This window comes from Roseateles sp. P4_D2 (assembly GCF_056401875.1).
Map to the genome: position 1 here is coordinate 1 of NZ_JBFUIM010000002.1, position 12,418 is coordinate 12,418.

At 68.3% G+C, this 12,418-nt stretch carries 12 protein-coding genes; 5 read left to right on the forward strand and 7 right to left on the reverse strand.

Annotated features, from left to right (window positions below; translation table 11 throughout):
- Positions 1 to 56: 56 nt before the first annotated feature.
- The 4 genes from AC1DW0_RS03280 to AC1DW0_RS03295 all read right to left on the reverse strand — a co-directional run bounded on the left by AC1DW0_RS03280 (position 57) and on the right by AC1DW0_RS03295 (position 4,041).
- Entirely contained in the window at positions 57 to 398 is a 342-nt protein-coding gene (locus AC1DW0_RS03280) for a HEAT repeat domain-containing protein (protein WP_477944919.1), read from the reverse strand.
- 123 nt (positions 399 to 521) lie between these two features.
- The gene (locus AC1DW0_RS03285; protein WP_477944920.1) at positions 522 to 1,298 is read right to left on the reverse strand and encodes a hypothetical protein; all 777 of its coding nucleotides are present in this window, start codon (positions 1,296 to 1,298) and stop codon (positions 522 to 524) included.
- A gap of 6 nt (positions 1,299 to 1,304) precedes the next feature.
- Entirely contained in the window at positions 1,305 to 3,356 is a 2,052-nt protein-coding gene (locus AC1DW0_RS03290) for a hypothetical protein (protein ID WP_477944921.1), read from the reverse strand.
- 10 nt (positions 3,357 to 3,366) lie between these two features.
- Entirely contained in the window at positions 3,367 to 4,041 is a 675-nt protein-coding gene (locus AC1DW0_RS03295; protein WP_457352114.1) for a PEP-CTERM sorting domain-containing protein, read from the reverse strand.
- Positions 4,042 to 4,237: 196 nt separating this feature from the next.
- Here AC1DW0_RS03295 and AC1DW0_RS03300 point away from each other — a divergent pair, with 196 nt between their 5' ends.
- Entirely contained in the window at positions 4,238 to 4,759 is a 522-nt protein-coding gene (locus AC1DW0_RS03300) for a YgjV family protein (protein ID WP_056200917.1), read from the forward strand.
- Here the strand turns inward: AC1DW0_RS03300 and AC1DW0_RS03305 are convergent.
- A complete protein-coding gene (locus AC1DW0_RS03305) occupies positions 4,725 to 5,600 on the reverse strand; it encodes a YihY/virulence factor BrkB family protein (protein WP_056200922.1) in 876 nt (291 codons plus the stop codon). The two genes, AC1DW0_RS03300 and AC1DW0_RS03305, sit on opposite strands and share 35 nt — an antisense overlap.
- 126 nt (positions 5,601 to 5,726) lie before the next feature.
- On the opposite strand from AC1DW0_RS03305, the gene AC1DW0_RS03310 reads away from it, so the two are divergent.
- The 3 genes from AC1DW0_RS03310 (at position 5,727) to AC1DW0_RS03320 (ending at position 8,163) form a co-directional block, all read left to right on the forward strand.
- Complete coding sequence (locus AC1DW0_RS03310) at positions 5,727 to 6,884, forward strand: AI-2E family transporter (protein WP_056200924.1); 1,158 nt, start codon at positions 5,727 to 5,729, stop codon at positions 6,882 to 6,884.
- Between the two features lie 87 nt (positions 6,885 to 6,971).
- Complete coding sequence (locus AC1DW0_RS03315) at positions 6,972 to 7,967, forward strand: hypothetical protein (RefSeq protein WP_457352110.1); 996 nt, start codon at positions 6,972 to 6,974, stop codon at positions 7,965 to 7,967.
- Between the two features lie 37 nt (positions 7,968 to 8,004).
- Positions 8,005 to 8,163: a hypothetical protein gene (locus AC1DW0_RS03320; protein ID WP_477944922.1), complete on the forward strand. Its 159-nt coding sequence runs from the start codon at positions 8,005 to 8,007 to the stop codon at positions 8,161 to 8,163.
- A gap of 26 nt (positions 8,164 to 8,189) precedes the next feature.
- Here the strand turns inward: AC1DW0_RS03320 and AC1DW0_RS03325 are convergent, their stop codons facing one another.
- Entirely contained in the window at positions 8,190 to 9,128 is a 939-nt protein-coding gene (locus AC1DW0_RS03325) for an MBL fold metallo-hydrolase (protein ID WP_477944923.1), read from the reverse strand.
- A gap of 259 nt (positions 9,129 to 9,387) precedes the next feature.
- On the opposite strand from AC1DW0_RS03325, the gene AC1DW0_RS03330 reads away from it, so the two are divergent.
- Complete coding sequence (locus tag AC1DW0_RS03330; protein ID WP_477944924.1) at positions 9,388 to 11,577, forward strand: TonB-dependent receptor; 2,190 nt, start codon at positions 9,388 to 9,390, stop codon at positions 11,575 to 11,577.
- A gap of 113 nt (positions 11,578 to 11,690) precedes the next feature.
- On the opposite strand, the gene AC1DW0_RS03335 is transcribed toward AC1DW0_RS03330, so the two are convergent.
- On the reverse strand, positions 11,691 to 12,245 hold the full coding sequence (locus AC1DW0_RS03335; protein WP_477944925.1) for a PEP-CTERM sorting domain-containing protein: 555 nt from the start codon (positions 12,243 to 12,245) through the stop codon (positions 11,691 to 11,693).
- Between the last annotated feature and the right edge of the window lie 173 nt (positions 12,246 to 12,418).

The window sequence follows — 12,418 nt, forward strand, 5'->3', positions numbered from 1 at the left end:
GGGCCAGCGCAGGTGCAGCGCGGCGGGTGTCAGCTCGACGGCTTGCGGGAGATCGCTCATCGGTCCACCCCGGCCGGTGCACCCAGGCGCTGCAGCGACAGGCGCACGGCCTTGCGGACCTCGGGGTCCGGGTCAGCGGCGGCGGCCTGCAGGGCGGGCACTGCCGCCCCGTCGCCGATGTCGCCCAGCGCGATGGCCGCCTCCTTGCGCAGGTTGCCGGCGGGGTGGATGAGGGCCTGGCTCAGCACGGGCAAGGCCTGCGCGTCGGCAATGCGGCCCAGCGCCCGGGCGGCGCGCAGGCGGACCTGCCAGTAGTCGTCGTCCATGGCGGCGCGCAGCGCGGTGGCGGCGGCCGTGGCGCGCAGCTTGCCGAGCGTGGAGGCGGGGCGAGGCGGCATGGGCTAGCAGACGTTCGCCGGAGCGCGGGTCCTTCAGCTCCGTGAGGGACTGGGCGGCGGCAGTGGCGACTTCGGGTGTGTCGCTCAGCGCAGCGGCCAGCGCGTCAACGACGGCGGGTTCGCTCAGCCACCCGCATGCTGCAGCTGATAGTCGCGCAGCGAGCGCAGCAGGGCCTGCTGGCGCGCGCCGGGCTGCAACTGGCGGGCCACTTGCTCGAAGCGCCCCACGTTGCCGGCGTTCAGGAAGGGCCCGACGTTCTCGGCCACCGACTGCGCGGCCTGCCAGCCGCCGGTGTGGACGAGGCCGACGAACATGTCGTCGTAGCCGCTGGACAGGCCGAGCTGCTGCCACTGCTGCAGGACCGGATAGGCCTTGGCAAGCAGCACCGCGTCATAGGTGCGGCTCAGTGCCGCGACGGCCGCCGCCGCCGTCTCGGCCGACGGGGGCAGCCGGGCGGCCATCGCCAGGGCCGCGGCCTGCACATGGCCGTCGGGGAAGGCCAGCAGCTCGCGCGCCCACGCGGCCTGGTCGGCGGGGCTGCCATGGGCGGTGAGGCGGTCCAGTTGCTCGAGCAGCAGGCGCACCACCTCGAAGTGCTCGTCCAGGCCTTCGCCGCGGGTCAGGCGGCAGCTGTCGGTGGCGTGGCAGCGGACCAGCGTGCGCAGGGCCTGCGCCGGCGGCGCGCTGCCGAGCGATGCGACTGCGGCGGGCTCGACAGCGGCTGTGGCAGCCGGCAGCGGCCCGGCCGGCGTCGAGGCGCTGGTGGACGGAGCTTGCGGCAGCGCCGCAGGCGAAGCGGGCCGGGCGGTGGCGGCGACGGGCACGGCGTCGCCCCGCTGCGTCCACCACAGCCCTGTCACCACGGCCGCGGCGGCGGCCAGCGTCAGCGCTGCCTTCATCGCCGCTCAGGGCTGCAGGGCGAGGAAGGCCACGGCCGGCCAGCGGTTGGTCCGGCAATAGGCGGCGTTGCCGGAACGCACCAGGCAGGCGTTGACCAGGGCCGTGCCGAAGGGGCCGTAGACGTCGGTCTCGGTGGCGCCGTTGCGGGTCACGGTCTCGGTGCAATGGAAGCGGTGCGCCATGGAGCGCGCCGCGCCCCGCGGGCAGTCGCCATTGCCGGTGGCTGCGGCGGCCAGAGCCTTGCTCCAGATCGGCATCGCCAGCGCCACGCCGTCGACGACCGTCGCACGGTTGGCCGTGCAGACCGCGCCGCCTGAACCGTCAACACAAGCCTGCACCGCTGCGGCCGTGAAGGGGCCGTAGGTGGAGCTGGTGCTCATGCACTGGCGCAGATGGTTGTCGTAGCGCGTGCCATTGGGGCAATGGGCGTGCTTCTGTGCCGACGGCGTAGCGGTCGGCAGCGCCCAACTGGCCAGCGTAGACGCCGGATAGAGGTTGCCGGCAAAGATCCAGCCCTCGCGCAGCACGCCGTCGTTGTGCGTGTACTCGACGCGGTAGTAGAGGTTGTTGGCCGACGCGGTGCCGAACACCTCCTTGACCTGCACGGCGGTGTTGGCGGGAATGGCGATCAACAGCGCACCGCCCGGCGTGGCGCGCATGTTGAGGTTGGGCACGACCTTGACCCAGTCGCCCGCATAAGCGATGGCGCCGGGGCCGGCTGGCGCGGCACCTACCGCCAGCGTGGCATGCGTGCCGGCATCTCCTGCGTCGACCCAGCCATCGGTCAGCGCGCCATTGATGTCGGCACGGATGCGATACAGGCGCTTCTGCTGCTGCGCGCCGCTGACCATGAAGTCCAGCACCTGGTAGGTGCCCGCCGCCGCCTGGCCCAGCACCATGCCGCCCGGCGCCGAGCGCAGGTCCAGCGGCTGCAACGTGGCGATCGCGCTGGCCAGCGACTGCAGGCCGGGCACCTGGGCGCGGCAGAGCTGGTGGCGGTTGTGGTCGATGCGGGCGTAGCTGGCCGTCTGCGCGACATACACCTGCGTGATGCTGCCTTCGTCGAAGCTGGCTCGGCCGGCCAGGCAGGCGGCGTCGCGCACGTCGTCCACGCACTCAAGCGTGTTGTTGCCGGCCAGCACGCAGGCGGCGGCGCCGACCTGCAGCAGCTTGCCGGGCTCGACGTTGCCGCCCACCGGCACGGGGCAACTGGGGCCGTTGTCCATCAGGCAGGCCACGTCGATGCCGGCGGCCTTGTTGAGGTCGGCGATGTCGACCAGCCAGAGCTTCGCGTCGTAGTTGTCGCGGTAGCCGTTGTCCTTGGCCACGTTGACATCCGACCCGTTCTGCCAGCGGCAGACCTTGGTGGGGCCGCCGTTGTAGGCCGACCAGGCCGAGCGCGCGCGGCCGCGCCAGTACTCGTCGACCTGTGCCGTCGTGCCCGTCGGCGTCGTCACGCCACCCATGCAGGAAGCCGGTGCGGCCTCCCACGCCGCGTAGTAGATGTCGATCGCGTAGGTGAAGTTCTGCATCATGTTCCAGCCCTTGCCTTCCTGGAGCTGGACGAAGTGATAGCGGTCGTCGACCTGCATCATTCCGTGGCCGTGGCCGCTGTCGCCGCGCATCATCTTCAGCGCATAGGGCTGGCCGGCGGCGGTCTGCGCGTCGCGGTAGTGCGACCAGAAGGTCTCCTGGCGCAGCGTTGCGTAGGTGCCGCGCTGGAAGGCTTCCAGCTCGCGCGCCGACACTGCCGGCTTGCGCGAGCGCAGGTAGCGGTCGCTCGCGTCGCGGATGACCGGGTACATGGCCTGCATGTAGCGCTTGCGCTCGTCGACGAGGTTGGCTGACGCGTCATTGAAGATGGTGCCGGTGTAGTTGCCGCGCACGAAGCTGTCGGGACCGAAGGCGTTGGCGTCGCAGCCCGAAGGGGCGCGGCCATGGGTCCAGGTGCCACCGACCTTGTTGGTGCAGGCCCAGTCGTTGGGCGTGGGCGTGTAGCCGGCATGGGCCGTGGTGGCCAGGCCAAGACACAGGGCGAAGAGAGCAAGTGCTTTCATGGCGGCCTCCTCAGCCCTGACGGCGGCGTGCCGCGATGGCCAGCAGGCCGGCGAGCATCAGCAGCACGCTGGCGGGCTCGGGCACCGCGGCCACGTCGCCGACGCGCACCGCCCAGGCCTGGGCCAGGGTGTCGGTGGCGAGCTGGTCCTGCAGACCCATGCCCATGAAGAAGCTCAAGGCCCAGCCGGGTTCGGAGGCCGTGCCCGTCCAGAACACCGGCCCGACCGGGCTGTTCGGATCGACGAGGCCGCTGAACGAGCCGGTCTGCGTGGGCCCGGCGGCCGTGTTGCCCAGGCTGGCGTAGAAGAGGTGGCCCAGCTCGCTGTTTGCACCGTTGTTGTTGATGCCGATGTCGGTGGAGCCGTCCTCTGAATAGTCCAGCTGCAGCGCGCTGCCATTGACCGGCGCCACCACCGGCAGGCGCCAGTCGTCGAAGCCGCCAAAGCTCAAGGAAGCCGCCCATTGCAGCGCGTCGGCCTGCGTGCGCAGCCCGCCGGTGGTGGCATCGGCCAGCCAGGTCAGGTTGGTCTGCGTGTCGTAGACCATGGCGCCGTTGGCACGCGGCTGCAATTCGGCGCGGGCCGTTGCACCGATCAGCAAACCAGTTATTGCCAGGCCGGCAAGCAGCGTCTTCTTGGTCATGGGCGGGGCGACGGCGTCGCGTGAACTGAGGGCGGGTCGCATGGTCTGCAAAACCACTGTGCAGCGACCAGCGGGTTAGTCCGGCAATGCCCTGCCAATTCAAGCGGGCGGCATAACCGCCTGGAATGCGCCCTGCCATGCACGAAGATGGGCTTTCCTGGCGTCAGCGGGACAATCTCCGGCCCACCGCCGCGCCTCCCTAGTTCTCGGGGTCGACGACCTCCGCGTCCCCGCCCGCATGCCCATCGCCGACTGGTTCTCGCCCGCTCAACTCTTCGGCTATGTCGCCTTTGTGCTCGGCGTCGGCTGCTTCTTGCAGACCGATGACCGCCGCTTCAAGTGGTTCATGACGGGCGAGTGCATTGCCTATGTCGCCCACTTCGCGCTGCTGGGCAACCCGACGGCGGTGGTGAGTTCATCTCTGTCCATGCTGCGTTCGCTGTTGTCGCTGCATACGCGTTCGGTGTGGGTGGCCGTCGTCATCGTGGCGGCCAACCTCGGTTTTGGCTTGGGCCTGGCCCACAGGCCCAGCGACTGGCTGCCGCTGACGGCGTCCTGCCTGGGCACGATTGCCCTCTTCACGCTGCAGGGCATTCCGATGCGGCTGCTGATGCTGTGTGGCACCGGGCTGTGGATCGCCAACAACCTGATCGCAGGCTCCATCGGCGGCACGGCGCTGGAGGTGGTTATTGCGGTCATCAACCTGACCACCATCGCAAGGATGATCAGGTCTCGCCCAGCCGCTCGAACTCCGCAATGACCTGGGCTCCATACAGCAGCAGCGTGGCCGCGACCTCCAGGCTCAACAGCACGGCGATGGCCGTGGTCAGGGAGCCGTAGACGGTGCCGATCTGCGACAGCGTGCCGAAGTACCAGACCAGCACATGGCGCGACAGCTCCCACAGCAGGGCGGCGGCCAGTGCACCGATCAGCGCCAACGGCAGCGACGGCCGCCCGCCCGGCATGACCATGTAGACCGAGGCCAGCACGAAAACCTCGCCGGCAAACCCCAGCAGATAAAGCATGACGCCGGACACCCCGTCCAGCGACCAGCTGAAGCCCAGGAGCTCCACCTCGCGCTGACCCAGGGCCTGGAAGCGGCCGGCCACCAGCGTCACCAGCAGCAGGCCCACGCTCAGGCAGAGGATATAGACATAGGGGATCAGCGCCGAGATCAGGAAATGCCGCTGGTTGAGCTTGCGCCGGTGATGAAAGATGGCCGACATTGCGCTCTCCAGCACGGAGAAGGCCAGCGAGCTGAAGAACAGCATGCTGACCAGCAGCACCCAGCCCATCACCTCGCGGTGGGCCAGGAAGCGCGCCAGCTCGGCCACCACGGCGGCCGACTGCCCCGGCACCAGCCATTCCAGGTAGCGGCCCACCGTCTGCAGCAGCCGCGCGGGGTCGACCCAGTGCGACAGCGCGATGACGCTGAGGATCATCAGCGGCACGATGGACAGCAGCGCGTAATAGGCCACCGCACCGGCCAGCAGCAGGCCCTGGTTGGCGCGGAAGGATTTGAGCGTCTGCCAGGCGAAGCCCCAGGGGTTGTGCAGCACGCGGGCGGTCTGGCGCGCAAACTGTTGGGTGAAAAGGCGCATGTCACAGGGTCGGCCACCAGCACCGCAACGCCTTGTCGGCCGCCACAACGCCCCCGTGTCGGACGGCGCCGTGAAGCGTGCAAGAGCGAGCACGGGTGGGTGTAACAGCGCGTACGCTGCTCCGTCATGAGCGCCCTTCCCAACAGCACCGACCCTGCACCGCCCACCAGCGAACCGTTGCGCCTGCACATGCCGGTGGACGTGCGCAGCTTCTCGCTGGCGCTGCTGGCGCTGGTGGCCGTGCTGTTCACCCTGCATGTGGCCGCTGCGGTCTTCGTGCCGTTGCTGCTCGGCCTGATGTTGAGCTATGCACTGGCGCCGGTGGTCGAACAGCTCCAGCGGCTGCGGCTGCCGCGCGCGGTGGCCGCAGCCATGCTGCTGCTGAGCCTGGTGGGCGCTGTTGGTTGGACGGGCTATGCGCTCTCCGACGACGCCGGCAAGCTGCTCGAATCACTGCCCGCAGCCACCGAGAAAGTGCGCGCGGCCGTGGCGGCCCACCGGCCCGGATCGAGCAGTGCCCTGGTCCAGATGCAGAAGGCGGCCACCCAGCTGGAGCAGGCGGCCGAGGCCGGCGCGCCGGGACCGGCAACAGCAAGCTCGCGCGGCATCACACGCGTCGTCGTCGAGCGGCCGCGTTTCAACCTGCATGACTATCTCTGGACCGGCACACTGGGCCTGCTGGCCTCGGTGGGCGCGGTGATGGTGGTGGTGTTCATCGCCTTCTTCCTGCTGGCATCGGGCGACACCTTCCGGCGCAAGCTGGTGCACCTGGCCGGCCCGACATTCGCCAAACGGCGCCTGACGGTCCAGACCCTGGACGAGATCGGTGCGCAGATCCAGCGCTACCTGCTGGTGCAGGTGTTTACCAGCGCCGTGGTGGGCCTGACCATCTGGCTGGCCTTCCTGCTCGTGGGCCTGGAGCACGCGGCCGTCTGGGGCGTGGTGGCCTTCGTGCTGGACTTCGTGCCCTATCTCGGCGCCGCCGTGCTGACCACCAGCGCGGGCCTGATGAGCTTCGTGCAGTTCGGCAACGTGGACATGGCGCTGCTGGTGTCGGGCATCGCGCTGGGCGTGCACACGCTGTCGGGCAATCTGCTGATGCCGTATTTGAGCAGCCGCAGCAGCCGCATGAACGCGGTCGTCGTGTTCATCGGCGTGCTGGCCTTCGGCTGGCTGTGGGGCGTGTGGGGCCTGCTGCTCGCCGTGCCCATCCTGGCCAGCGTCAAGGCGGTGTGCGACCGGGTGGAGGGGCTGCAGCCCATCGGCGAGCTGCTGGGTACCTGAACGGGTGGCCGCCGGCCGCGCCGCATAACGCTCCGCTGACGCTGCCGCGGCTAGACTGGCTTTCTCCTCACCTGGCTGGAGCCCCTCATGAACCGTGTCCTGCCCTGGGTTGCCGCGCTCACGTTGAGCATCGGACTCGCACCGGCCTGCCTGGCCGCCTACACCGCCACCGCCGAGGTCAACGCCCAAGCGCTGGGCCAGGCCTCGGTCAACGAACTCGCCCCGGTCGTGTTGGGGTCGAGCGACCAGCAGCGCGACACGCGGGCCAGCGGAACGGCCACTGCCAGCGTCGGCGTCGGCAGACATGCCCAGGTGGGTACGGCCGATGCCGGCGGGGGCGCCAGCAGCTGGGCGCAGGTGGCGGCGGGGGGCATTCAACTGCAGGCCACCGGCACCGGCAACGGGCTGTTCCTGTCGCCCGGCGACGCCTGGTTTGCGCGCATCCTCGGCCGCGGCACCGCTTACGCCGGTGCCAGCTTCAGCGACGGCCTGACCTTCTCCGTGCCCGGGCTGGCGGTCGGCGCACCGCTGACCTTGACCTTCGGGATCAATGTCACCGGCAGCATCTCCAGCATGGGCCAGTTCGCCCAGGGCCTGTCGGGCTACGGCACGGTCACCGACATGCGCTGGCATGTCTCGCTGGGCAACCTCTCCGACGGCCGCAGCGAAAGCGAATACAACAGCAACGGCCTGATCGACCGCAGCGCGGTGGCTACTGGCCTCAGGAGCTTCGTGGCGACGGTCGGCAACGGCGTGCCGACGGTGCTGACCATGGAGGCCTCGGTGGGCGCCTCGGCGCAGGGTGGCGTGAGTTGCCGCGGTTGTGGCTTCGCCGCGCTATATGCCGAGGGAAACTCCTACGCCGACTTCAGTCACACCTTCGCCTGGAACGGTATCCAAGGGGCCCTCGATGCCGCCGGCAACCCGCTCGCGCTGGCCGACCTGCAGGTCATGTCATCGTCGGGCTTCAATTACCTGAGCGCCTGGTCGGCCCCGGTGCCCGAGCTGCCGTCGCCTGCGCTGATGGCGGCCGGCCTGCTGGTGCTGGCGGGCTTCGTTGGGAAGCGCCGCCACCCTCGCTGAGGCCGCAAGCCGTTTCATTTGGGGCACCATGCGGCTCATGTCGCGCGCCTGCCCTGATCGAGTCCTGCTGCGTCTGGCCGACGCGGCGCAGCGCGTGGAGTTGGGCGGGTTGCAGCAGCCGCTGGCCGCCAGAGATGCGGCGCGGCTGGCCTGGCTCGCGATCGAGGGGCCGCCGGCTGGCGCGAGAACTACCTGACCCGCGCGCCGGTGCTGGTGCAGGCTCTAACGATTTGCCGAGTAGTTCACCGGCAGCCAGTCATAGCCCTTGCCGTCGGCGCGCAGCTTGCCGATGCCGGGGAATGACACGTGCGTGACCGCCACGTAGTAGCCGTCTTTGGCCGCAGCCGCATAGGCCTTCTCGCGGGCGGGCGCGGCGGCCTTGGGGTCGGAGTCGAAGCTCATCGTCACGGCCGGCTCCGGGAACTGCACGGCGGCGACGTGCATCAGGTCACCCCAGAACATCATCTTCTGGCCCTTGCTCTCGGCGACGTAGTTGCTGTGGCCGGGCGTGTGGCCATAGGCCGGGTAGGCCTTCACGCCGGGGACGATCTCGACGCCACCGGCACTGCCGTCGAAGGGCTTGAAGCGGCCCGCGTCGGCATACGCCTTCACGTTGGCCGCGATGGCCTTGGCACCGTCGCCCTTGGCGACCTGTTCGGGTGCCAGCCAGAAGTCGGCGTCGCGCTTGTCCACGCGCAGCGTCGCGTTGGGAAAGTTGGCCTTGCCGTCGACAGCCGTGCCGCCGATGTGGTCGCCGTGCATATGCGTGATGACCACTTCGTCGACCTGCTCAGGCGCATAGCCCGCAGCCTTGAGGTTGGCCAATACCCGGCCCAACGTCGGGCCGTACAGGCCAGCGGCGCCGGTATCGACGAGGACGATCTTGGCCCCGGTGTTGATCAGGTAGGCGTTGAAGGATGTCTCCAGCGGCACGCCGAGGTAGGCGTGCTGCAGGGCCTTGACCGTGTTGGGCACGGGCTGCTGCAGCAGCTTGTCGACGGGCAGGTCCAGCGTGCCGTCGGACAGGGCCGTGACCTCGAAATCGCCAAGCTGCATGCGGTACCAGCCCGGCGCCTGGCCCTTGAGCTGCGGGCCGGCGGCGAAGGCTGTGGTGGCACTGAAACCAATGGCGATGGCGGCGGGAAGCAGGCGTTTGAGCATGGGTCGTCTCCGAGGGATTTGGGGCAAGCGGCGCAGGATAGCTGCGGGTTTCGTCCCTTGCAGCCCCAAGGGTCGTTGTCTGCAAACTGGACACCGTCCGCGCCGGCAAACGACTGGAATCCGGACGGCCTCAGCGCCACGGACGGCAAATTCGCGGGTTAGCTCGCAAGGGTTTGCCTGTAACTCGCCCCGACTTGGCGCGGGCATGGCTTTTGCGCTTTCTCTCCTGGTTCCGAACACAACAACCAGGAGACAAGCCATGACCCGACGCCTGCCGGCGCCCTCGCCGCTGCATTTCGCCATCCTCGCCACGCTGGGCGCCACGATCGCTCTGCCGGCAGCCGCACAAAGCGCAGTCGAGCCGGCGGTGACGACGCTGGAGGTCGTCAAGGTCACGGCGCGCAAGCGGGAGGAGTCGCTGCAGGACGTGCCGGTGGCGGTCACGGCGCTGACCGCCGACCAACTCGACAAGCTGGCCATCAAGGACCTCGGCGACCTGCAGGGCCAGGTGCCCAACCTGACCATCTACGCCGCACGCGGCAGCAACACGACCATCACGACCTTCATCCGCGGCGTCGGCCAGGCCGACCCGCTGTGGGGTGTGGACCCCGGCGTGGGCATCTATTTCGACGACGTCTACATCGCCCGACCGCAGGGCGCGCTGCTGGATGTGTACGACGTGCAGCGCGTGGAGGTGCTGCGCGGCCCGCAGGGCACGCTGTACGGCAAGAACACGATTGGCGGCGCGGTGAAGTACGTGTCCAAGCCGCTCCCCACGACGACCGAGGGCTCGGTGACGCTGGCGATCGGCAGCTATGGCCAGGTGACGGCCAAGGGCGGCGTGGGCACGGCCGTCAATGACGGCCAGATCCGTTTCCGTGTCGCCGGCGCCAGCCTGAACCGCGAGGGCTACGGCAAGAACCTGACCGACGGCAGCCCCGTCAGCGACCAGGCCACGACCAGCGGCCGCGTGTCCCTGGGTTGGTTCCCGACGGGCTCGAGCTTCAACGCCCAGGTTTCGGTGGACCGCACACGCGACGACTCGCACATGCGCGGCTTCCAGCGCCTGAACGTCAGCGCCTTTGACCCCGCCAAGACACCGCCCACCCCGGGCCGCTACGACATCGCGACAGGCATGCCCAATGCCAACGGCACCAGCAGCGAGGGCGAATCGCTGACGTTGAACTGGGGCGCCAGCGAGGCCTGGAGCCTGAAATACATCCTGGCCCATCGCGCTTCTGACACCAGCACCTCCATCGACTTCGACGGCCTGCCCAACAGAACAGCTGACGTGCGCGCCGAGTACCACGACAGCTCGCAGAGCCATGAGCTGCAGGCCATCTACGAAGGCCAGAACAGCTCGGGCGTTGTCGGTGTCTACTACTTCGACGGACGCGCCGGCGGCACGGTGCGCAACAATTTCTTCAACCTCTCATTCGGTACGACCAACGGCCTGGTCTACACCGAGGGCAAGGCCGTCTTCGGCGACTGGAGCTGGCGCCTGAGCCCGGCCTTCAGCGTCAGCACGGGACTGCGCTACACCAAGGAGGACAAGCGCGCCGTCGTGCTGAACCAGGCCTTCGCCAACGATCAGTTCAGCGGCACGCCCATCGCCGTGCCGGCCAATTTCGACAAGAGCCTCTCGGTCAGCAACACCTCACCGCGCCTGTCCCTTGAATACAGGGCCAGCAAGGAGATCAAGCTCTACACGACAGCCTCGCGCGGCTTCAAGAGCGGCGGCTACAACATCCGCGCCAACACCGTGGCGTTCCCGTCTTCGGGCAGGCCCTTCGCCGACGAGAAGCTCGACTCGCTGGAACTGGGCGCCAAGATGATCCTGGACGGCGGCCGCCTGGAGCTGAACACGGCCGTGTTCCACAACAAGTACAAGAACGTGCAGCTCTCGGTGTTCACGAGCTACACCCAGGCCAACGGCCAGCCCGGCTTCTTCGGCGACTTCACCAATGCCGGCAAGGCGACCGTGCAGGGCGCCGAGGTCGAGTTCCTGTGGATGCCGACCCCCGCCTGGCGCATCAGCGGCAACCTGGCCACGCTGGACGCCAAGTACGACGAATACATCGACCGCGGCGTCAACGTGGCCGACCAGAAGAAGTTCACCAACACGCCCAAATACCAAGCGGGCCTGAACATCGAGCACAACGCAAAGCTGGCCATGGGCACGCTGCGCTCGCGGCTGGGCGTCACCCACCGCAGCAAGGTCTACCCGACGACCGACCTGTCCGAAGCGCTGGCCCAGGATGCCTACACGCTGGTCAACGCCGGCCTGATCTGGGAGAAGGACGCCAAGCTGAGCTTCTTCCTGCAAGGCAGCAACCTGACCAACAAGGCCTACAAGACCGACGGCTACAACATCGCCGCGCTGAGCGTGCTGAACGCCTACTACGGCCCGCCACGCACGTTCACGATTGGCGGGACGTTCAAGTTCTGATTCAGCCAGGCCCCCGCGGCCCATCTGATGCTGTCGGCCCCCGCGCATCACCGGGCGCCTGCATGAAAAAACCCGCCTCCCGGCGGGTTGATCGTCAGCGCGGGATCGGCTCCTCAGGCGCGACGGCGGCGCGAACTCGCCAGACCCAGCAGGCTCATCCCCACCAACGCCAGCGTTGCGGGCTCCGGCAGGACGCCGCTGCGGTTGTAGTTGACGCCCCTGGGATCGTCCATCGTGTTGCAGCCAGCGCCGAAGCTCTGGCAGTGAAGGGTCAAGCCACCATTCCCAGAGCGGGTGTAGTTGGCCGCAAAGGAGATGGTCGACTGAAGGGGTGCACCAGTCCAGAAGAACAGGTCGAGCTCGACGGAGTCGGCGATATTGCCCAGGTAGTTTTCGGTCCAGCCCGACAAATTGACGGACGGGCCGCTTGCGATCACGTAGTTCGGGTTGACCAGATTCGCCACCCAGCCCGCCGGCAGAGTCGAAAGGCCAGGGCCGGCGAAGGGACCGGCACCCGTGTCGCCGACGATGAAGAACTCGACCGTCGTCGTCGGTCCGCAACCTCCGCAACCTTGCGTGATCACCCAGCCCGCGAATGCCGCAGGGGCGGCGAACAGCGAAGAAGCCAGCAGCGAAGCTGCAGCAACGAATTTCATGAACTTGGTCATACCCCCACCCCATCTATTTGGAAAAGCCACATCGGCAATGGGTTCGCTCGCAAGCATCGAGCCAAGACAGAAAAACCTATAAGAATCATTAACTTGCTCGAGTATTTCGGTATGCATCTTCACAGTGTGTCAAATTGTTCGACAACCTCGGATGCGGGGGGCGCTGCATTGGC

Coding starts and splice junctions, on each gene's coding strand:
- AC1DW0_RS03280 (WP_477944919.1), bottom strand. CDS start 398: ATGCCGCCTCGCCCCGCCTCCACGCTCGGCAAGCTGCGCGCCACGGCC.
- AC1DW0_RS03285 (WP_477944920.1), bottom strand. CDS start 1,298: ATGAAGGCAGCGCTGACGCTGGCCGCCGCCGCGGCCGTGGTGACAGGG.
- AC1DW0_RS03290 (WP_477944921.1), bottom strand. CDS start 3,356: ATGAAAGCACTTGCTCTCTTCGCCCTGTGTCTTGGCCTGGCCACCACG.
- AC1DW0_RS03295 (WP_457352114.1), bottom strand. CDS start 4,041: ATGCGACCCGCCCTCAGTTCACGCGACGCCGTCGCCCCGCCCATGACC.
- AC1DW0_RS03300 (WP_056200917.1), top strand. CDS start 4,238: ATGCCCATCGCCGACTGGTTCTCGCCCGCTCAACTCTTCGGCTATGTC.
- AC1DW0_RS03305 (WP_056200922.1), bottom strand. CDS start 5,600: ATGCGCCTTTTCACCCAACAGTTTGCGCGCCAGACCGCCCGCGTGCTG.
- AC1DW0_RS03310 (WP_056200924.1), top strand. CDS start 5,727: ATGAGCGCCCTTCCCAACAGCACCGACCCTGCACCGCCCACCAGCGAA.
- AC1DW0_RS03315 (WP_457352110.1), top strand. CDS start 6,972: ATGAACCGTGTCCTGCCCTGGGTTGCCGCGCTCACGTTGAGCATCGGA.
- AC1DW0_RS03320 (WP_477944922.1), top strand. CDS start 8,005: ATGTCGCGCGCCTGCCCTGATCGAGTCCTGCTGCGTCTGGCCGACGCG.
- AC1DW0_RS03325 (WP_477944923.1), bottom strand. CDS start 9,128: ATGCTCAAACGCCTGCTTCCCGCCGCCATCGCCATTGGTTTCAGTGCC.
- AC1DW0_RS03330 (WP_477944924.1), top strand. CDS start 9,388: ATGACCCGACGCCTGCCGGCGCCCTCGCCGCTGCATTTCGCCATCCTC.
- AC1DW0_RS03335 (WP_477944925.1), bottom strand. CDS start 12,245: ATGACCAAGTTCATGAAATTCGTTGCTGCAGCTTCGCTGCTGGCTTCT.